Here is an 18746-nt window from a genome sequence, read left to right as displayed (position 1 = left end):
GGTTATCTTTCTGAAAGTGTAAGGGTAACTGTTAGTTGGTCTTGGGTTATTTCCAAGAGGTACTTTCCTTTTTTCAAAAGTTGGTATTTGCAGTCAAAACCCAAATACAGCAAGGTGTTCTCCTCGAAGAGAAAATCCTCATCCTGAATAAATTCAAGGGTTTCATTCGGCCCTATTTTGTCGTATTCTTTTCCAAAAAACAATTTTTGCTCCTCGACGGATAATTTTGCCGGTTCAATCTGAAGCAGCATGACATTGGCACCTTGCCTGATTACATTAAAATTCTTCATCGTAGTTTTACTGGTTTCTGATACTGTGCTGCAAAGCCCTAACCCTCCAGAACAGCTTCTCCCCCTGATGTCGACCTCCAGCTGTTTAGCTTCCGTTTGGGCAAAAGAAAGTGCGGGCAACAACAAGGTTACCCATAAATATTTGGTTTTCATTCGGTTGTTTTTTTGTACTACGCTGGTTTTACGATTGAATTGGGGTTGAAAATCCTACTTTAATCAAATTACTTTCAATCGGAAATTCTATTTGATTTCGTTTAAGATTTCTCTTTTTTGAACTGAATCTACATGTGACCAAATTTCTGCATTCTGATTATTCACATACATAGTGTAGATACTTTTACCTTTATGTTTATTACTGTAATCTTTTATTTTACGAATCAACTTCCTTGATGGTCTTTTAAAAAATGAATTCCAAAAAACAATTACATAATAGTCTGCTTTGGGCAATGCTTTTAAACTACTTCTTTTTCCATCTATGTCGTAAATATGTGCCAAAAAGAAGTCTAAAGTTTTCTCATCATTATTTAAGTCTTCAATATCAATCTTAGGAGGAAATGCTTTAAAGCAGCCATTAACATTCCAACTCATCGTGAAAGGATTATCAATATAGCAATTTACCAACTTGAAGATCTGATTGTAATTGGCGTCGAAGTACCTAACCTGAACAGGTTGTGAATCATCTTTTACTATTTTTTTCAGTTTTGATTTGTAAACGGAATCTTTGGAATTAGATAAATCTAATTTTTTTAATTCCTGCGCATAATTTTTTAATACTGATTTCCGAAAAGAAGCGGTATCCAAAACGAAACGATTCGCATCTGGTATTTTCTCTTATTAAATTCTTTTACAATTTCTGTGTTGCTTAACCATTCTGGTGAGGTATCAACTCCAAGTACGGTTCTATTGGCCATTTTACAACTGCAACAGCTTGCAATTAAAAACAATAAGATTAATTTTTTCATGATTAAGTTTAAAATGAATTCTAAACTAGCAGTTCTATCTAAAATCATTTATTCAGGGTATCAATCACTTTTTGTTCTTCTTCCGTAAGTAAAATAATATTTTTCGTCTTCCAATACTCTTCCGTAAAATGATTCCCGGCACTGAACAGGCTTCTCTCTTTGTGGCGTTTACTGCGATCGAAATCAAATTCGCCTTCTTTGTAATCGGAAACGACCATGTCACTCATGAATTCGAAGGTGTCGTCGAATTTCCCCTTGAAATTGACATAAGCATTTAACTTATTCTGATTGTAAACTAAGATATACTTTTCACCATCAATTCTGTAACTGGCCTTTCTGCTGTCTTCATACATTTTAAAACGGAGAAAAGCAATATCCACATCAAAGGCATAAATCTTGTGCTTGGGTGATATTTTTACATCAATTTCCAGAATCAGTTTGGTCTTGGCATCAAATACGACTGTCCCTATATACAACGGTAATTCCAAACCTTCTTTAGGAAGTATGGAAACGATTTCAAGCGAATTACCCTTATCATCCGTTTTCGTTTCAATCTCAAAATCATAACTTTTACTGTTTAAAATACGATTTACATGTTTAAAGTTATAAGCTTGTTCAACAGCATCCCTAACATCGTAAAGGTAAAAGGCTCCCCGATTTTTTTCCCTTTCATCTGAAGGTGTATCCGTCAGTTTAAAGGCACGGCTTTGATTCACATACAAATCCGAGGCACCGCTTTTCCTTTTTATGTTGTAATCCAGTAATCCGTCGGAAAAACTGCTATAGGTTTCATTTATTCTTACAAACTCCCTGTAATAGGTGTTGAGCACTATTGATTTTTCCAGTTTCTCTTTAGAACTTTTAACCGCATCCGACAGTAGCTCTTTTACCGGCTTTGACCTGATAACAACTTCGGAAAGCTGGAAGGATTTTGGCTCTAAAAAAATCTCCACTTCGGTTTCGCCTGTTTTTAGTGCATAGGCATAGACATGGTAATTTAGATGACTGAATTGTATAGTATTCAAATCATCGGAAAATACCAACCGGAATTCCCCTTCTGAATTGGAAATGGTTCCCAAATTCGAATTCTGAACCCTAATGGAAACGCTTTCGATGGGAAGCATTGTGGTAGCGTCTTTGATGATGCCGTTTACTACTCTTGGTGCCGCAAAGGATGACATGGAAAGAAACAGCAGACAAAGGATTAGGAAGGTTTTCATTGTGTCTTATTAGATCTTTTTTTCCGAAATCAATTGTTGTGATTTTGTTTCGATGCTAAGTGTCTCCCAATTTGACTCATTGAGAATTTTTTGTATCTCACAAATGTTCTCTGGCGTTACTTTCTTATCATTGACCATGATAATTTCGTCTCCAACAGAATATATTTTTTGAGAAATATTTTTGTAAACTATTATTAATTTACCATTAATTTCAACAGCTTTGGAACCAATGGCTTTAAGGGCCTCTTCATTAAGTCCCGACTTTAGATTACTATTTCCCTTGGCATATAACTTCTTGTTTTTAAAATCAATTATCCAATTGTATTTTTTTATAAAATTATAGCCAACCAGATTTTGATTCATTGTTGAAACGCATGATATTAAAGGATTTTCAATATTAAGTCCTCCAATGTTTACAAGGTCTAACTGATAAAAAATAGTTTTGGAAACTTTGAAATCCCTATTATTATTTATAGTACTAACTAACATTTCGACTTCCTCTAAAACAGGAAATTTGTCATTCACTTTGTTAATTAAAATCGACACATCTGCACCGGTATCGAAAAGAAATAACTTTTTCTCTTTCCCTATTTCTCCTTTTATGTAAATTGATTTTTTACCAAATTCACAATCAATTGGCATGTAGTCTTCGTTTTTCTCAACAACTATCTTTAATTCTCCCTTTTCATGATCGAGTAACAGTAAGTTGTCATTTTCAAAGAAAGCATCAATACCTAAAAGTCCATCATAGTTATAATTTTTATTGCAATTGTGATTAACATCATTATCAATCAACAACAAGGGTTGGTATAACGACCTAAAACTGTTAAACACTATGGAATCTGTCACGTATTTTCTAATAAAAATCCTGCCTGACGCCCCTTTTACAAAAATTCCGCCATTACTTTTTTTAAGAATAGATTCTCTTCCTATAACATCAAAATTAAACAAAACGGATTTTGTAGCCCCTGTATCGAATAATAAGCTTACATTTTTTCCTTCTATTCTACCGTTAACTATCCTTCCGTCGTTAAGTTTATCCGGAACGTTAGTCACATACTCTTTGTCAATCTTTAGAAAATCTCTATATGATTTACAATTGGTAAAAAAAACAAAAACTGATAAGAAGAGAATCTTTCCTTTCATGCTAAGATCAATTAGCATGGAAAAATTTTACAATAAGTATCGTACACCATAATTATCTCATCAACATTATCAACTAACCAATCCCAAAAATTTGCCAAATGACAAAAAACCTGATACCATCTGCAATCTCTATAAGCCACTTTTAAATTAGTATCATCACCGCTAGTCATGCCGAACAAAACTAAATCCCCTTTATCTGATTTATTCTTATCATTAAAATCTTTAACAAACAGAAAGGCCTCCATCATAGGTTTAACGTTGCCTTTACCTAAAATCTCCTCTTGACTTGCTCCATTTTGTAAAAAACCATATGCACTTTTTAACAAATTATTCCCCTGAACTGTTAATCCTTTTTCGTCAGTAAGTATTTTTGATTTAAAGGTCTCAAACGTAATCCCTTTAGAATAAGCCGGTCTAACACTTTCAACAAAACTTATTGTACTTTTTGCAAATTCTGATCTGATATATTCTTCATTTCCTTCTTTTGCATTTACACTCATTCCCAACAAAACAACAAACCCAAATAATAATTTTTTCATTTTTTAATTCTAACTTTTAATGATTAATACTTTACTTTTTATATTTCAAATTGTCTGCAGTAATTTGATATGGTAAAAGTAGTTGGACCAAAAAAGTTAGAATTGAGGTTTATCCGCAATTAATGTTAAAATCAGATGAATCCCAATTTCTTGGCTTCACGGATGATGTCTTCGTCGTTACCTTTATCAATACAGAAGTAATCCTTTATCTTGGCCTTGCGCTTTTCCACCGCACTTTCCGTAAGGTTGACTTCGTTGGCTATGGTTTTGGTTTTAAACCCTTGTGAGATCAGGATGATAATCTGACGGTTGACACTATCCAGATACTCTTCCCTTGAAAGCAATTCCTTCATTGCTTTGGTTACTGTTTCACTATAGTGGGTTTCCCCTTTTAAAACCGTATCGAATGCAATTAGCAATTCATCGCCGTTAAAATCACTCTTGATCAGCAACCCTGATGGGGATACTTTTTTCACTATATCATAGAGAATAAAGGATTCGGCATGGGAAGTAAGCATAATGATTTTAGCCTCAGGCAAATGTTTTTTTACAAGTAAGGCCAAGTCTTCACCGGAAAAAATACCCTGCTCTTCATAGGGAGGCATGCTTCTGTCCAAAAAAACAACCTCGAAGTCCGAAGAATTGGATTGCGTGATTACCTCAAATGCCGCTTTGCAATTGTAGCATTCTCTAGATTCGACCTCCAAGTTCTGATGGTTGTAGGTTAAGATAGTTTTGTAGCCGAGGATTTGGGAAGGATGATCGTCTACAAAAAGAATTTTAACTGTCATTTGTGAAATTTCGCACAAAAATATTAATTTATGTCGGAATTTTCAACATTATTTTAGTTCCATTTCCTTTTTGGGAAGTAATTTCAAGATTGCTTCTAATTTCCGCCGCACGTTCTTTCATATTTCTATGTCCAATTCCCGGTTTATTTGCCTCAACATTGAAACCAACGCCGTCATCTGTAATGGCAACTTCTATAGTGTCATTGTTTTTAAACATCGTGATGGATACGTTGTGGGCATGCGCGTATTTCTCAACATTCTGCAAAGATTCCTGAAGGATGCGGTAAACCTGCATTTTCACTAAACTCCCTAACACATTCCAATCGATGGTTTCGTCGGTTGCAATTCTGAAATTTATCGGGGAATGTTCTTTAATGTTTTCCACCAAATTGGTAACCATAAGCATGAAGTCTGATTGTTCCGCAAAAACATTATGGCTCAAATCATGAGAAATTTTACGGATTTCTTTTTCAATGTTTTGGATTTCATTCACATGTTCCAAGCAGCGGGCAATGGTTTCGGGATCATTTTTCTTGCTTAACACAAAAAGGTTCAAGCGAACAGCGGTTAACTTACCCATAACCCCATCATGAAGTTCTTTGGAAATACGTTGTTTTTCCATTTGTTTGCCCTCTTCAATTTTTTGCTGTTGATCCAACATGAGCTGATAAATTTCGGCATTGGCTTGCTGTTGCTGTTGAATGAGTTGCAATTCTTTATTACGGGCTCGTTGCTTACTCACCATAACCAACAACACCAAAGCAAGAAGCAGAAAAAGACTGAAGACTAAAATCACCAAAAGTTGCATCGAAATGCGTTCATTTTCCGCTTCCACTACTTTTTTCTCGTTGGTAATTTCATCGGTTTCGAATTCGATCCGGGCGAATTTGTTTCGGGTGGCACGTTCTACGTTTTGGAGGCTGTCGTTTAGAGTGATGTAGCGTTGGTTGTAGGTTTGACTGTTTTTTGGGTCTATCTTTGCAAGGAGTTCTAGAGCTTTTAATTTGTCTTCGAAGATCTTATTATTGCTTGATAAAGTCAGAACATCTTTTGAATAGATCTCAGCTTTACTGCTATCATTTTTTTTAAGGAAGTATTCTGATAGATTTATTTTTGAATTAAGTTGAATATGAATATTGGCTAAACTATCTCCTAATTTTAAAGTCTCATAAAAGTCCTTTAAACAAGTTTCATCTCCTAAAATAAACTTTGAGTAACTGTAAGTGTTTATCAAATAACAATAAAAAGTAGGATCATAATCTTTGAACTGGTCTATACTTAATGCTTTTTTAGAGTTAAGATATGCTTTAGAAAAATCTCCTTCTTTTTGCAAAGCAATAGCAATATAATTAAACGGTTGCGCTCTCAACAGTTTATATTGTTTGTCATTTTTTAGTTTTTCGGTTTGTTTTAAAGCCTTATTGTAATATTCTATTGCGCCTTGATTATTATTCATTCCCCTCAATGACAGACCTAAGGCTAAATAACACTCATAAATCATTCTTTCATTTTTATTTGACTTCACATTTCTCAACATCTTGGTAAATTCCACCTCTGCTTGTGAAAAATTTTTTTCAAATAGAAGAATACTTGCCTTATTGAACCACAACCTTTCGTTTACAAAAGGACTCTTTAATTGGCTTTGAATCTTTTCGACTTTTGCATAATAACAATAAGCACTGTCATACTTATATCCGTAATAATAGTAATCACCTATATAATTAAACGCCTTTGCAATATTTATAGAGTCTTTTTTTTCAATAGATATTTTTAGAATATTTTTAGAAATATTAAAATAACTACGGTTCTCCTCTGCATTATAAAACCCATCAGCAATCTTAAACAAATAATTTAACGAGGTAGAATCTTTCCTTTGTTTTAAAATTGAAAATGCCCGATCGTTAAAAAAAAGCCTTTCTTTCTTAGAATACTTAAAATCATTCGCTCTAATAAGTAATAAATTCAACTCGTCCTTCTCATCAGTCGAAAGACTGGTATTCTCATTTTCACAAGCTAAAAAAATACTAATTAAAAACAGGAAAAAGATTACTTTTTTCAAAACATATAAAATATTTGCCAAAAGTAATCCAAAACCTACACAAAAACAAACATTATCATCTTATAGGTCTTATAAATGGTGGCTCATATTCAGAAATCGAATCATTATTTACCGTAGAACTGTTGTTAGACGTTGAGTCTTTCATCATTGTCGCAACATCAAATTGGGTCGGATTACTTATAATATATGTTTCGTTCTGTAAATCGTCATTTGTGGAACAAGAGGCGAATAAAAACAATACAGCTGTTGTGACAAGTAAAATTTTGCAAGTTTTCATGACATTAGTTTTAATTGGTTGATTATGCCGCAAAACTATTTTAACACAAAACCTTCTTTTTGTGGATTTTTATCAAAAAATGTTAAATATTTAAACATTGTAAACCGTTTGAAAATCCCAATTTTTTTTAGGAAATTTGACTAAAATTCACAGCATCCCATGAACAGAACCTTAGTAATCGGTGATATACACGGCGGATTAAAAGCCCTCGAACAAGTACTCGAAAGAGCACGGGTTACCCCCAACGACAAACTCATCTTTCTGGGTGACTTTGTAGACGGCTGGAACGATACCCCGCACGTAGTCGATTACTTAATTGCACTGGATAAAACGCATGATTGCATTTTCATTCGCGGCAACCATGAAGAAATGGTATTGCGATGGCTTTCCGAAGGAGAAGACAATGAAGAATGGCGTCGTCACGGCGGGCAATCTACCGTTGATGTTTATCAAGCAGTTCATGAGGAAATCAAAGGCCGACACATCGAATTTCTGGCCCGTCTGAACGATTATCACCTCGATACCAACAACCGTTTGTTTGTTCACGCCGGCTTCACCAACCAGAAAGGAGTCGAGTTCGAATATTTCAAAGGCATGTATTGCTGGGATCGCACCTTGTGGGAAGCCGCACTGGCCATGGATAAAACCCTTTCCAAAAAAGATTTGTTCTACCCGAAACGCTTATCGTTATATGAAGAAATTTTCATCGGACATACGCCCGTTACCCGAATCGGATATTCGGTTCCGGTAAATCGCGCCAATGTCTGGAATGTGGATACCGGTGCCGCTTTCAAGGGAAGACTGACCATTATGGATGTGGACACCAAAGAATTCTGGCAAAGCAAACCCCTTCCGGAACTCTATCCGGATGAGCCCGGTCGCAACTAATCCGTATATTTGTAAAAAATTACTACCATGATAAAGAGAATCGTTCTTACCGCTTTTGTTCTTTTTGCCGGAATAACCGTAAAAGGGCAAACTAAAAACGAAGCCAAAATCAACATCCTGAACACCATCGCGTTAGCTTCCGTAGAAGTAGGGTACGAACATTTTATCGACGACAACCAATCCATAGGTGCGGAAATCCTAATCAACGATCAGTTCGCCTATTTCCTAGAAAAAAGCGGCGAGAAATTCAACACCAACAGTGTGTTGGCTTCGTACAATTTCTATTTCGGGGGGCAGGGAAAAAGTGCTTCGGGTTATTATATGTATCCTTTTGTAAAATACCGTTTTGGCGATTTTGAAGAAACCAAAAACATCGAAGGAATTGAAGTCAAGACAAAAACCGACATGGACAGTTTTATTTTAGGATTGGGCACCGGTTACAAATGGGTATGGAACGACAAATTTGCCATCGGCCCGTATGCCAGCATTGCCCGCAACTTCAGCGAAGACGTCAACGACAAGTTCATAGCAATTGAAATCAACGCTGGCTTCAGCATTGGCTACCGTTTTTAATATTTGATTTTTTATAAACCATCCCGATAATTCAAAGAAAAATGAGTGTAATTGAAAAAAAACTAAAAGACCGCAGCGATTCCAAATGCGAATTGTGCGGCAATCCGCATGATTTACAGGTTTACAATCTTCCGCCAGACAACAAAGAGAGTTTGGAAACAAGCATCTTAGCCTGTAAAACCTGTGTAGGACAAATTGAAAACCCCGAAACGACCGACACTAACCACTGGCACTGTCTTTCCGACAGCATGTGGAACGAGCATTTGCCGGTTCAAATCGTGTCTTGGCGCATGCTAACCCGTTTGAAAAAGAACGATTTACTGGAAATGATGTATTTGGACGAAGAAGCATTGGAATGGGCCAAAGCGACCGGTGAAGGCGACGATGGTGAAGGTAAAATCGTCCATAAAGACTCCAACGGTAATATTTTATTTGACGGCGATTCTGTCGTACTGATTAAAGATTTGGACGTGAAAGGCGCTAATTTTACGGCGAAACGCGGCGCAGCAGTGCACAACATCAAACTGGTTTGGGACAACGCCGAACAGATTGAAGGACGAGTGGAAGGCCAGCATATTGTGATTTTGACGCAGTATGTGAAGAAGACAAAGTAATCTTGATTTACACCATAAAAAACCCGATTCAGTGAATCGGGTTTTTATTTTGGCATAAGCCGTACAATGATATTTTTCGGAATCACCTGAGATCCATCGGTTTCAACCTTTATGGCTTTAGAAGTATAGGTTTGATACCCCAATTTTGAAACCCTCAGTACATAAATTCCTTCTCGTTCTATTGCTCCCGAAAACGCTCCGTTCCCACCAAAATCTTCAAGCTGTTCCGAATAATCCCCTTCTGTTGCAACTACTACAACGCCTTCTGTTAAGATTTTGTTTGAAACTGCGTCATGAACAGCTACATTTAACCCGAAAGTGGCCTCCTTGGCGCATTGGGTTGCTGTAATCAACGGAACGAGCATTAAAAGCAATAAAACTTTTTTCATCTCTAAAATTATTTTCAATCTAAAATTATATAAGAAAACCGACTTTTAAGTCGGTTTTTTCAGTATTCAAAATGATATTAAAAATCAAATTTAATTCCCTGTGCCAACGGCAACGCTGTACCGTAGTTAATCGTATTGGTTTGTCTTCTCATGTAGGCTTTCCATGCATCGGATCCTGACTCACGGCCACCACCGGTTTCTTTCTCACCACCGAAAGCCCCACCGATTTCCGCACCGGACGTTCCGATGTTTACGTTAGCGATACCACAATCCGAACCGGCAGCTGAAAGGAACAATTCCATTTCTCTCATGTTGTTGGTAAAGATCGATGATGACAAACCTTGCGGCACACCGTTTTGGATCGCAATTGCTTCTTCGATTGTGCTGTATTTCATTACATACAATACCGGTGCAAACGTTTCGTGCTGTACGATTTCAAATTCGTTTTTCGCTTCGATGATACATGGTCTTACGTAACAGCCGCTTTCGTAACCTTCTCCTTCTAAAACACCACCTTCAACGATCACTCTTCCGCCTTCAGCCTTAGCTTTTTCGATAGCGTTTAAGTAATCCTGAACAGCACCTTTATCGATAAGTGGTCCAACGTGATTTCTCTCGTCTAATGGGTTTCCGATTTTCAACTGACCGTAAGCATTTTTCAACACTTCTAACGTTTTGTCATACACGCTATCGTGAACGATTAAACGACGGGTTGATGTACAACGTTGTCCAGCCGTACCTACTGCTCCGAACACCGCTCCTACCAATACCATAGAAAGGTCTGAGTTTTCTGAAACGATGATGGCGTTGTTTCCACCTAACTCCAAAATAGTGTTTCCGAAACGGGAAGCTACTACTTGGGATACGTGACGACCGATTCTTGTAGAACCTGTAAACGATACCAATGGAATACGTTTGTCGTTGTTAATCAAATCTCCGGATTCATTACCCACTACTAAACAGCTGATTCCTTCCGGTAAATTATTTCTTTCTAATACGGTTTGGATAATGTTTTGACATGCAACCCCACACAAAGGTGTTTTTGAACTTGGTTTCCAGATACAAACGTCACCACAAATCCAAGCTAACATGGAGTTCCAAGACCAAACAGCTACCGGGAAGTTGAACGCAGAAATGATTCCTACTACTCCAAACGGATGCCATTGCTCGTACATTCTGTGCATTGGACGCTCCGAGTGCATCGTTAAACCGTGTAACTGACGGGAAAGACCTACTGCGAAATCACAGATATCGATCATCTCCTGAACTTCTCCTAAACCTTCTTGGTACGATTTTCCCATTTCAAAGGAAACCAATTTCCCAAGTGCTTCTTTATTTTTTCTTAATTCCTCACCCATTTGGCGAACGATTTCACCACGTTTTGGAGCCGGAACCAAACGCCACGTTTTGAACGCTTCTTCTGCAGCGCTCATGGCTTTTTCATAATCTTCTTTTGTAGCGGATTTTACTTTCCCGATCAATTCACCCGTTGCCGGAGAATACGATTCGATGATTTTTCCGTTAGAGAACCAGTTTTTACCGGTTGATGCTCCTTCATTTATTTCTTTTAAGCCTAATTGCTGTAAGGCTTCCTGAATACCAAATTGGTCTACTGCGGTTGCTGTCATTAGTATAGTTTAATTCGTTTTTTTATAAATTTATGCAAAGTTACTCATTTTTGTTAAATCGGTAACATGTTGCTGCGTTAAAACTAACACAAAGAAAATCAAAAGATTAGCTTTCGTATTTTGCTGTGAAGCGTGAATCGCTTTCCATCACGGTACCACATTCGATACAGGTTCGCAAATCCTCAGAATTGTAAAAGTGCTGAAAATGAGGCAGAAAGTCGTTTTCGATATCGTGCAATTCAAAATAGACTTCATACAGTTTGTGATTACAGTTTTCACAGTGCCACAACAAACCGTCAGTATAGCCTTTCCCGGCTCTTTTTCGTTCGATTACTAATCCGACAGAACCTTCCGTGCGCACCGGGGAATGTGGGACACGCGCCGGATGCAGGTACATGTCACCGGCTTTGAGTTCCATTTCTTTTCGCTCGCCGCCTTCTTGAATGATTACTTTGATAGTGCCTTCCAATTGGTAAAACAGTTCTTCCGTTTCGTTGTAATGATAATCTTTTCGGGCATTAGGCCCCGCCACTATCATCACGATATAGTCGTCGGAATCCACATAAAGGTTTTTGTTTCCTACCGGTGGTTTTAACAGGTGACGGTTGTCTTCAATCCATTGGGTAAGGTTGAAGGGTTTTGAAATAGCCATGATTCAATTTTTTATGCCTCGCTAATTTACAAAAATAAAAAAGGCCGGCTTGCTGCCGACCTTAAAATATTATTTTGCTTCTTTAATCAGGTAAATGTATACCGGAAAGTGATCGCTGAAACCGGGTTCTGTAGCCGAGTTTCGGAGTCCATATCCTTTGTACTGCCCTGTTGTCTGAATCATGAAAGGCTTGTTGTAAATACCGGCTTTCCAATACCTCCATGACGAATAATCCGTTTGAAGTAAGGGCTCAGTAATAATAATCTGGTCAAAAATATCCCAGGCATCACGATAGGCTAACGTGCCATTTCCTTTGTTGGCCATTTTTTCCATCGGATTGTACATGCCTAAAGGTTTTACTTCTTCTTTTTTCCCTTTTGCGTTCAACACTTTTTTGATACTGTTATTGAAAGGGCCGTCATTCAAATCGCCCATCGTCATTACTTTGGCATTAGGGTTGATTTTCTGAAGGGAATCGATAATTCTCACGTTAAGCGCCGCTGCCATCTCACGTAAATTACTGCTGATTTTCTCGCCTCCTCTTCGGGAAGGCCAGTGGTTTACTATAAAATGAACTTCTTCACCATCCAGCATTCCACTCATTAGAATCTGATCTCGGGTATAAATCCTTTTAGTGGTTTTGTCTAAGTTTACATTTTCTTCCTTCTCTTCTTCTTCTTCCTTTTTGTCTTTTTTATCTTTCTTGGTATCTTTTTCGTAGATGTACAATGGGATATTCTTATAACTTAACGGCTGAAAATGCTTCTTCTGATACAAAAAAGCACAGTCGATACCTCTTCGGTCTGGCGAATCGAAATGTACGATACCGTAATCTTTACTGGCTATTCGCGGATTTTTAACCAAGGTTTCCAGCATTTTTTTGTTTTCAACCTCTGCCAATCCGATTACTGTAGGCGAATTTGGATTCTCACCAGTACCCAATTCTGCTAACACCCTTGCAATATTGTCGACTTTTTGGGTGAAATACTTTTTGGAGTACACCCATTCGTCGTCATATGTATTAGGATCGTTAATGGTATCGTAAAAGTTTTCAATGTTGTAAAACGCTACAGTATGAACTGCAAATTTCTTCTGTTGCGCCACTACCGAAAGCCCTGAAAACACAAGCATCAGTAAAAAAACAATTCTTTTTTTCATATTAAAATCTTTTTTCATCCTTTATTTGCTGAAATACAATTATTTATCTGCAATTCCAACCAAGCAATTATCACGCCAAAACAATCAAATCTAGCATTCGATTTTCAATTTTGGGGCAACAAATGTAAAATAATAATCTAAAAAGTTTGCCTTTGTAAGGTTAATAAATTTTTATATTGACATGATTCTTCATTTTTTTACATTTTATTAACACATAAATCTGATTTTCAGCTCATTGCAAATCTTGTTTTTATCGGTTAATTTGTGATTATTTCATTTTTTATATTATCTTAGGATTAAGTTTTGCAAAATTTTCAAAGTTAGGCATTGCTAGTTCTATGAAAACGTGTAAATTTGCCGCCCTTTGTCATCTTATTTGTTAATAGACAAGGGGTTAACTTTAATCTTATCTATGAAAAAACTTGTAATTTGTACTTTGTTTGTAATGCAAGTAGTTTTTGCGTGGGCCCAACAGAACCCTTCCTTAAAAGGTACTGTTGTCGACTCTAAAACACAAAAACCATTACGAAATGTTGTTGCAACAATTCAAAGCACCAACCAGTCTACATTGACAAACTTTGAAGGTGTTTTTGTATTTCCGCTTGTAACGGAAGGTAATCAGGCTGTTCAAATCAGCAGCACAGGTTACACTTCACAAACTTTTGCAGTTGAAATTAAAAAAGGGGAAACGCTTGATCTTGGCGTTATTGTTTTGGAAGAAGACATTACTTCGGAGCAACAATTGGCCTTAGTTACCCTTACCGAAAACGACTTGGGTGATGACAACAGCGGTTCGGAAAGTACTTCGGGGCTTTTACAGGCTTCCCGTGATGCGTACCAGCAGGCAGCGGCTTTCAATTGGGGTCAGGCACGATTCAGAGTTCGTGGTTTGGACAACGAATACGGTACGACCATGATTAACGGTATCGTAATGAACAAATTGTACGACGGAAGACCACAATGGAGCAACTGGGGCGGTTTGAACGATGCTACCAGAAATCAAGAATTTACCATGGGTTCTGCTCCTTCCGATTATACTTTCGGCGGGATTTTAGGAACACAGGAAATCAACACAAGAGCTTCACATTACAGACCGGGAAGCAGAATCTCTTTCTCCGGCACCAATACCAATTACTCCTGGAGAGCTATGGGAACGCATGCTTCCGGTATGAATTCCAAAGGATGGGCTTTCGTAGTTTCCGCATCCAGAAGATGGGCTGAAGAAGGCTATTTTGAAGGAAGTGATTACGGTGCCAATTCCGTTTTTGCAAGTGTTGAGAAAAAGATTAATGATAAACACAGTTTGAACTTCACTTCCATCTATGCACAAAACAGCAGAGGGAAAAATTCTCCGAACACGGATGAAGTTACAAGCATGGCCGGTGTAAAATACAACTCTTATTGGGGTTGGCAAGGCGGTAAAAAGAGAAATTCCCGCGACAAAGATGTTCAGGAACCAATCTTAATGCTAAGCCATTACTGGAAATTAAACGAAAAGACCAGTTTAAATACAAATGTTGCTTTTCAAACCGGTACTGTTGGAAACAGCCGTATTGACTTTCAGGGCGTAAACAACCCGGATCCTACTTACTACAGAAATTTACCAAGTTACTACTTATCGCAATACAATAACGATGCCGGTTATGTAAACCAAAACGACCCTTCAGCCTATTTGCCTGGAGGCCTTGGAGGTATTCTTACACCAAACCTGTTAAGCGCTTCAGATCCTCAGGATGCTACTTTCTTAGATCCGAACAAAAGACAGGTAGATTGGGACGCTATGTACGATGCGAACAAAAAAACCGATGGCGGAAACAGCGTATACGTATTGTATGAAGACAGAACGGATGATACGCAATGGACAGCTAACTCAATTTTGAACTCACAGTTATCCGACAATATTGTTTTAAACGCCGGTGCAACGTTCCGACACTTAAAATCACACAACCATAAAAATCTTTTGGATTTGTTAGGGGGTCAGTTTTATATTGATACCAACACTTTTGGCAACAATTCAGACCAAGTGGAATCCGATCTTAACAACCCAGGAAGAGTAGTTGGTGAAGGGGATACTTACGGTTACAACTACAATTTGTATGCTATTGCTGCGGATGCCTTTACGCAATTCAAATTCACCTACAGAAAATTCGATTTTTATTTGGCACAGTCGTATTCAAGAAACGAATACCAAAGAGAAGGTTTATACCGAAATGGCTACTACCCAGCTAATTCCTTCGGAGACAGTAAAAAAATTGCATTTGACAACTTCGGCTTTAAAGGAGGTTTGACCTACAAATTAACCGGTCAGCATTTGTTCAGTGTTAACGGAGTGAGAATGTCTAAAGCGCCAACCATGCGTAATACATTTCCAAATGCACGTGTAAACAACAATATCGTACCGGGATTGCGTAACGAAATTATTTCCAGCGCTGATGCCAGTTATGTTTTAAGAATGCCAAAATTAAAGGCTCGTTTAACCGCCTTCTATTCTAAAACAGAAAACGCTACAGAAACGTCATTCTTCTTTGCAGACGGTGTATCAGTAGACGACGGAAATCCGGATACTGCAGATGAAACCAGTAACTTCGTAGCAGAAACCGTAACAGGTATCGACAAGAAAAACATCGGTGCAGAATTGGGAATTGAGTATCAGATTACTTCTACCATCAAAGCAACTGCTGCTGCTTCTTACGGAGAATACACTTATGACAACAACCCTAATGTAACCTTAAATGTTGATGCTTTAGGTTCGAATACCAATTTAGCGCCGGTTACCAACTATGGCGAAGCGAAACTAAAAGATTATTTCCAACCGGGTATGCCTCAAAAAGCGGCGTCTTTCGGATTAGAATATCGCGATCCGCACTTCTGGTGGATCGGAGCGAATGTAAACTACTTAGCGGATCGTTATATTGATATCGCACCTATCTTAAGAACTGATAATTTCTACAGAAACCCTGAGAGCATCAACGGAAACCCATTCCCTGAAGCTACTGAGGCAAGAGCGCGTGAATTATTAAAACAGGAAAAATTTGAAGACTTAACCTTAGTAAACTTAACGGGTGGAAAATCCTGGAAAGTTGGTAAACAACTAATTGGTTTCTTTGCTTCGGTAAACAACCTGTTTGACATTACGTATAAAACTGGTGGTTATGAACAAGCCCGAAACGCGTCCTACAGAGAGTTAAATCAGGATGCATCAAGTGGTAATCCAGCATTTGCTCCTAAATATTTCTACGGTTACGGAAGAACCTACTTCGTTAACCTTTACATTAACTTCTAATTTTAAAAAAATATGAAAACAAGAATTATAAAATCTGCTCTTTTAGTGACGTTCTTGGGAACAGCTCTAACAGGATGTGTAAATGGTGATGATTATAATACACCTAACTTAGAATGTATCGAGACTACTTTGGTAAAAACTAAAGAAGTTTCTGAAATTCCTTTTAACACGCAAGTTGCTCAATATACTGAAGACGAAGTAATCGAAGCCTATGTAACTTCAAGTGATGAGGCGGGAAATTTCTTTAAATCAATCTCTTTCCAAACATTGGACGGCTCAAAAGCTTTCAGCGTACCGACAGAATTAACGTCTTCTTACATCGATTACCAACCGGGTAAAAAAGTATTGATCAAACTTAAAGATCTTTATACTGATATTAAAGACGGTGGTTCTCGTATTGGAGGCATTTTCTTAGACGAAGGAGTGGCTCAAGTTGGGCGCCTTTCCCTTTCTCAAACTAAAAATGCTTTGAAAAGTTCATGTACAAAAGTTGATGAAGAAGATTTGGTACAACATGTTACCTTAACGCAATTGTTAACCAATACAGACAGTTATCTTAATAAGCTAATCGAAGTAAGCAATGTGCAATTTACGGATGAAGCAATCGTTGGAAATTACTATGAATCTTCTAATGATTTAGGTTCAGGAACCAACCACTTAATTACTGATAGAATCGGAACAGAAATGGTTTTCAGAACCAGTTCATTTTCAAGATTTGCGCACAAACAAGTTCCTAGCGGTAGCGGAAACATCAGAGGGGTTATCACTCGTTTTGGCGACACATACCAATTCATGGCTCGTTATGAAAGAGATGTTATGTTAACCAATGCTCGTTTCGACTTAGCTACACCAATTTACTCGGAAGACTTCCAAACAGCAATCGACAACACGAATTTAAACATTCCAGGTTGGGTTAACTTTGCACAGGCGGGAACTAAACTATGGAGAGAAGAAGTATTTTCCGGCAACGGTTATGCAGAATTCAGTGCTTTTGGTACAACTAATCCGAGCAACGTAGCTTGGTTGGTTACTCCTTCTATTGATTTAGGAACTTTTGACAACAAAGTACTTAAATTTGATGTTGCACAACACCACTTAGACGTAGATTCTCCAAACAACAGTTTACAAGTTTTAGTGTCTACCGACTTTGACGGAACCAATGTAGCGGCTGCAACATGGACATCAGTTCCTTTTAATGCGCCGGTAAGAGCAACTGCTTGGTATGAGTTTTTAGGCTCAACGGTTGATCTTTCTGCTTTCAGTGGAACTGTTTATGTTGCATACAAATTCACAGGATCAGGGACAGACACTACGCTTGATGGTGCTTTCCAAGTAGACAATGTAAAAGTTTACGGTTTTAACAACTAATACACATGAAAAACATTTTAAAACTATCTTTTTTATTAACCGCAGCCATCCTGATCACGTCTTGTGAAAACGATGACGATGAGGCAACCTTTGTACAGCCTAATTATTTGGCAGGAAAATGGGTACCCGTTGAAATGGGAACACTAGACGATGAAAACATCCTTAACTATTTCCCATACGAAAACGATGCGGAGTGTGATGCAGACTTTTTACAGTTGAACGAAGACATGACTTATACGTATTCCGATTCCGAATACAACGGAGCAACTTGTGATGCTACTGTCATTGAAGGAGACTACAGAAGAGAAAACAAAGTGTTATTCTTAACTACTTTGGAAGATGTTGATGGCGTTCCTACGGAATTCGAAACATCAAGAAATTTAATTTCGTTGACTTATGACACTATGGAAATCTCTTATACAGACGAAACCACTGGTGACGTAACCTTCATTAAATTAGAAAAACAAAATCCATAAGAGGAAATTGTATTGATAAAAAAGCCGCTTTTTCAAGCGGCTTTTTCTTTTGGGTTCAATAAAACGTAACCGCTTTAAATTAGCTGCCTTTTCAGCGTCTTAACAAATCTTTTCTAACCAACAGGTACTATTTGTGGTTTTCATGCAATAATCTCTTAAACGGCAAAAAAACAACCTTTAGCAACAACAAGAACTCCTTTTCAGCTTTGCTATACGTTTTTTGGCATAGGAGCAAGGGCCATTTCATCTCAAAACACTTTTGGCTCCTGCTGTCCGTTTTATTTTTTGTTTTGCATAAGTGCAACAAAACAAAAAGATACCACTCCCATCAGGGCTATAAGAATCAGTTGTTATTCAGAACCCCATTTCTTTATCCATAAAAAAAGCACCCGTTATGGGTGCTTTTTGTTTGCTATGTGATACGGTTTATTTC

Annotated in this window: 19 protein-coding genes; 6 read left to right on the top strand and 13 right to left on the bottom strand. The window is 37.7% G+C overall.

Annotation, left to right across the window (positions count from 1 at the left end; genetic code table 11):
• Positions 1-2: 2 nt before the first annotated feature.
• The 9 genes from ABGT15_RS13915 to ABGT15_RS13875 all read right to left on the bottom strand — a co-directional run bounded on the left by ABGT15_RS13915 (position 3) and on the right by ABGT15_RS13875 (position 7284).
• Positions 3-443: a hypothetical protein gene (locus ABGT15_RS13915; protein WP_367232061.1), complete on the bottom strand. Its 441-nt coding sequence runs from the start codon at positions 441-443 to the stop codon at positions 3-5.
• An 87-nt stretch (positions 444-530) separates the two neighbouring features.
• The gene (locus tag ABGT15_RS13910) at positions 531-1091 is read right to left on the bottom strand and encodes a hypothetical protein (protein ID WP_367232060.1); all 561 of its coding nucleotides are present in this window, start codon (positions 1089-1091) and stop codon (positions 531-533) included.
• The gene (locus ABGT15_RS13905; RefSeq protein ID WP_367232059.1) at positions 1058-1252 is read right to left on the bottom strand and encodes a hypothetical protein; all 195 of its coding nucleotides are present in this window, start codon (positions 1250-1252) and stop codon (positions 1058-1060) included. The genes ABGT15_RS13910 and ABGT15_RS13905 overlap by 34 nt, the downstream gene beginning before the upstream one ends.
• Before the next feature lie 44 nt (positions 1253-1296).
• A complete protein-coding gene (locus ABGT15_RS13900; protein ID WP_367232058.1) occupies positions 1297-2472 on the bottom strand; it encodes a carboxypeptidase-like regulatory domain-containing protein in 1176 nt (391 codons plus the stop codon).
• Between the two features lie 9 nt (positions 2473-2481).
• Positions 2482-3618 (bottom strand): aspartyl protease family protein, encoded by a 1137-nt coding sequence (locus ABGT15_RS13895; protein ID WP_367232057.1) that lies wholly within the window; start codon positions 3616-3618, stop codon positions 2482-2484.
• Positions 3619-3629: 11 nt separating this feature from the next.
• Positions 3630-4157: a hypothetical protein gene (locus ABGT15_RS13890; protein ID WP_367232056.1), complete on the bottom strand. Its 528-nt coding sequence runs from the start codon at positions 4155-4157 to the stop codon at positions 3630-3632.
• Between the two features lie 131 nt (positions 4158-4288).
• Positions 4289-4948 carry a response regulator gene (locus ABGT15_RS13885; protein ID WP_367232055.1) on the bottom strand — a complete coding sequence of 220 codons (660 nt, stop codon included), beginning with the start codon at positions 4946-4948 and terminating at the stop codon, positions 4289-4291.
• 28 nt (positions 4949-4976) lie between these two features.
• Positions 4977-6449: a tetratricopeptide repeat-containing sensor histidine kinase gene (locus ABGT15_RS13880; RefSeq protein ID WP_367232054.1), complete on the bottom strand. Its 1473-nt coding sequence runs from the start codon at positions 6447-6449 to the stop codon at positions 4977-4979.
• A gap of 613 nt (positions 6450-7062) precedes the next feature.
• A complete protein-coding gene (locus ABGT15_RS13875; protein WP_367232053.1) occupies positions 7063-7284 on the bottom strand; it encodes a hypothetical protein in 222 nt (73 codons plus the stop codon).
• Between the two features lie 159 nt (positions 7285-7443).
• On the opposite strand from ABGT15_RS13875, the gene ABGT15_RS13870 reads away from it, so the two are divergent.
• From ABGT15_RS13870 to ABGT15_RS13860, 3 genes are read left to right on the top strand one after another with little or no spacing between them, the layout of a single operon-like run.
• Positions 7444-8172, top strand: coding sequence for a metallophosphoesterase family protein (locus ABGT15_RS13870; protein WP_367232052.1), 729 nt, complete (start codon positions 7444-7446; stop codon positions 8170-8172).
• A gap of 27 nt (positions 8173-8199) precedes the next feature.
• A complete protein-coding gene (locus ABGT15_RS13865) occupies positions 8200-8745 on the top strand; it encodes an autotransporter outer membrane beta-barrel domain-containing protein (protein ID WP_437125372.1) in 546 nt (181 codons plus the stop codon).
• 41 nt (positions 8746-8786) lie between these two features.
• Positions 8787-9359: a PhnA domain-containing protein gene (locus tag ABGT15_RS13860; RefSeq protein WP_367232051.1), complete on the top strand. Its 573-nt coding sequence runs from the start codon at positions 8787-8789 to the stop codon at positions 9357-9359.
• Between the two features lie 44 nt (positions 9360-9403).
• Here the strand turns inward: ABGT15_RS13860 and ABGT15_RS13855 are convergent, their stop codons facing one another.
• The 4 genes from ABGT15_RS13855 to ABGT15_RS13840 form a co-directional block, all read right to left on the bottom strand.
• Positions 9404-9748: a hypothetical protein gene (locus ABGT15_RS13855; RefSeq protein ID WP_367232050.1), complete on the bottom strand. Its 345-nt coding sequence runs from the start codon at positions 9746-9748 to the stop codon at positions 9404-9406.
• A 77-nt stretch (positions 9749-9825) separates the two neighbouring features.
• On the bottom strand, positions 9826-11376 hold the full coding sequence (amaB, locus tag ABGT15_RS13850) for an L-piperidine-6-carboxylate dehydrogenase (protein WP_367232049.1): 1551 nt from the start codon (positions 11374-11376) through the stop codon (positions 9826-9828).
• Between the two features lie 106 nt (positions 11377-11482).
• Entirely contained in the window at positions 11483-12028 is a 546-nt protein-coding gene (locus ABGT15_RS13845; protein ID WP_367232048.1) for a 3-hydroxyanthranilate 3,4-dioxygenase, read from the bottom strand.
• Positions 12029-12097: 69 nt separating this feature from the next.
• The gene (locus ABGT15_RS13840; protein WP_367232047.1) at positions 12098-13186 is read right to left on the bottom strand and encodes an endonuclease/exonuclease/phosphatase family protein; all 1089 of its coding nucleotides are present in this window, start codon (positions 13184-13186) and stop codon (positions 12098-12100) included.
• 412 nt (positions 13187-13598) lie between these two features.
• On the opposite strand from ABGT15_RS13840, the gene ABGT15_RS13835 reads away from it, so the two are divergent.
• Genes ABGT15_RS13835 through ABGT15_RS13825 form a run of 3 tightly spaced genes read left to right on the top strand, consistent with a single transcriptional unit; the run spans position 13599 to position 18313 of the window.
• Complete coding sequence (locus ABGT15_RS13835; protein WP_367232046.1) at positions 13599-16469, top strand: carboxypeptidase-like regulatory domain-containing protein; 2871 nt, start codon at positions 13599-13601, stop codon at positions 16467-16469.
• 12 nt (positions 16470-16481) lie between these two features.
• Positions 16482-17837, top strand: coding sequence for a DUF5689 domain-containing protein (locus tag ABGT15_RS13830; RefSeq protein ID WP_367232045.1), 1356 nt, complete (start codon positions 16482-16484; stop codon positions 17835-17837).
• Between the two features lie 5 nt (positions 17838-17842).
• Entirely contained in the window at positions 17843-18313 is a 471-nt protein-coding gene (locus ABGT15_RS13825) for a hypothetical protein (RefSeq protein WP_367232044.1), read from the top strand.
• Positions 18314-18746 lie beyond the last annotated feature (433 nt).

It is taken from the genome of Flavobacterium enshiense (assembly GCF_040750275.1).
In the GTDB taxonomy this organism is placed as follows: Bacteria; Bacteroidota; Bacteroidia; order Flavobacteriales; family Flavobacteriaceae; genus Flavobacterium; species Flavobacterium enshiense_B.
The sequence above is the reverse complement of the archived record's forward strand: the minus strand, read 5'-3'. Positions and strand labels throughout refer to the sequence as shown.

Excerpts from the sequence above, each read along its gene's own strand:
- ABGT15_RS13915 (WP_367232061.1), bottom strand. The coding sequence starts at position 443 with ATGAAAACCAAATATTTATGGGTAACCTTGTTGTTGCCCGCACTTTCT.
- ABGT15_RS13905 (WP_367232059.1), bottom strand. The coding sequence starts at position 1,252 with ATGAAAAAATTAATCTTATTGTTTTTAATTGCAAGCTGTTGCAGTTGT.
- ABGT15_RS13900 (WP_367232058.1), bottom strand. The coding sequence starts at position 2,472 with ATGAAAACCTTCCTAATCCTTTGTCTGCTGTTTCTTTCCATGTCATCC.
- ABGT15_RS13895 (WP_367232057.1), bottom strand. The coding sequence starts at position 3,618 with ATGAAAGGAAAGATTCTCTTCTTATCAGTTTTTGTTTTTTTTACCAAT.
- ABGT15_RS13890 (WP_367232056.1), bottom strand. The coding sequence starts at position 4,157 with ATGAAAAAATTATTATTTGGGTTTGTTGTTTTGTTGGGAATGAGTGTA.
- ABGT15_RS13885 (WP_367232055.1), bottom strand. The coding sequence starts at position 4,948 with ATGACAGTTAAAATTCTTTTTGTAGACGATCATCCTTCCCAAATCCTC.
- ABGT15_RS13880 (WP_367232054.1), bottom strand. The coding sequence starts at position 6,449 with ATGATTTATGAGTGTTATTTAGCCTTAGGTCTGTCATTGAGGGGAATG.
- ABGT15_RS13875 (WP_367232053.1), bottom strand. The coding sequence starts at position 7,284 with ATGAAAACTTGCAAAATTTTACTTGTCACAACAGCTGTATTGTTTTTA.
- ABGT15_RS13870 (WP_367232052.1), top strand. The coding sequence starts at position 7,444 with ATGAACAGAACCTTAGTAATCGGTGATATACACGGCGGATTAAAAGCC.
- ABGT15_RS13865 (WP_437125372.1), top strand. The coding sequence starts at position 8,200 with ATGATAAAGAGAATCGTTCTTACCGCTTTTGTTCTTTTTGCCGGAATA.
- ABGT15_RS13860 (WP_367232051.1), top strand. The coding sequence starts at position 8,787 with ATGAGTGTAATTGAAAAAAAACTAAAAGACCGCAGCGATTCCAAATGC.
- ABGT15_RS13855 (WP_367232050.1), bottom strand. The coding sequence starts at position 9,748 with ATGAAAAAAGTTTTATTGCTTTTAATGCTCGTTCCGTTGATTACAGCA.
- amaB (WP_367232049.1), bottom strand. The coding sequence starts at position 11,376 with ATGACAGCAACCGCAGTAGACCAATTTGGTATTCAGGAAGCCTTACAG.
- ABGT15_RS13845 (WP_367232048.1), bottom strand. The coding sequence starts at position 12,028 with ATGGCTATTTCAAAACCCTTCAACCTTACCCAATGGATTGAAGACAAC.
- ABGT15_RS13840 (WP_367232047.1), bottom strand. The coding sequence starts at position 13,186 with ATGAAAAAAAGAATTGTTTTTTTACTGATGCTTGTGTTTTCAGGGCTT.
- ABGT15_RS13835 (WP_367232046.1), top strand. The coding sequence starts at position 13,599 with ATGAAAAAACTTGTAATTTGTACTTTGTTTGTAATGCAAGTAGTTTTT.
- ABGT15_RS13830 (WP_367232045.1), top strand. The coding sequence starts at position 16,482 with ATGAAAACAAGAATTATAAAATCTGCTCTTTTAGTGACGTTCTTGGGA.
- ABGT15_RS13825 (WP_367232044.1), top strand. The coding sequence starts at position 17,843 with ATGAAAAACATTTTAAAACTATCTTTTTTATTAACCGCAGCCATCCTG.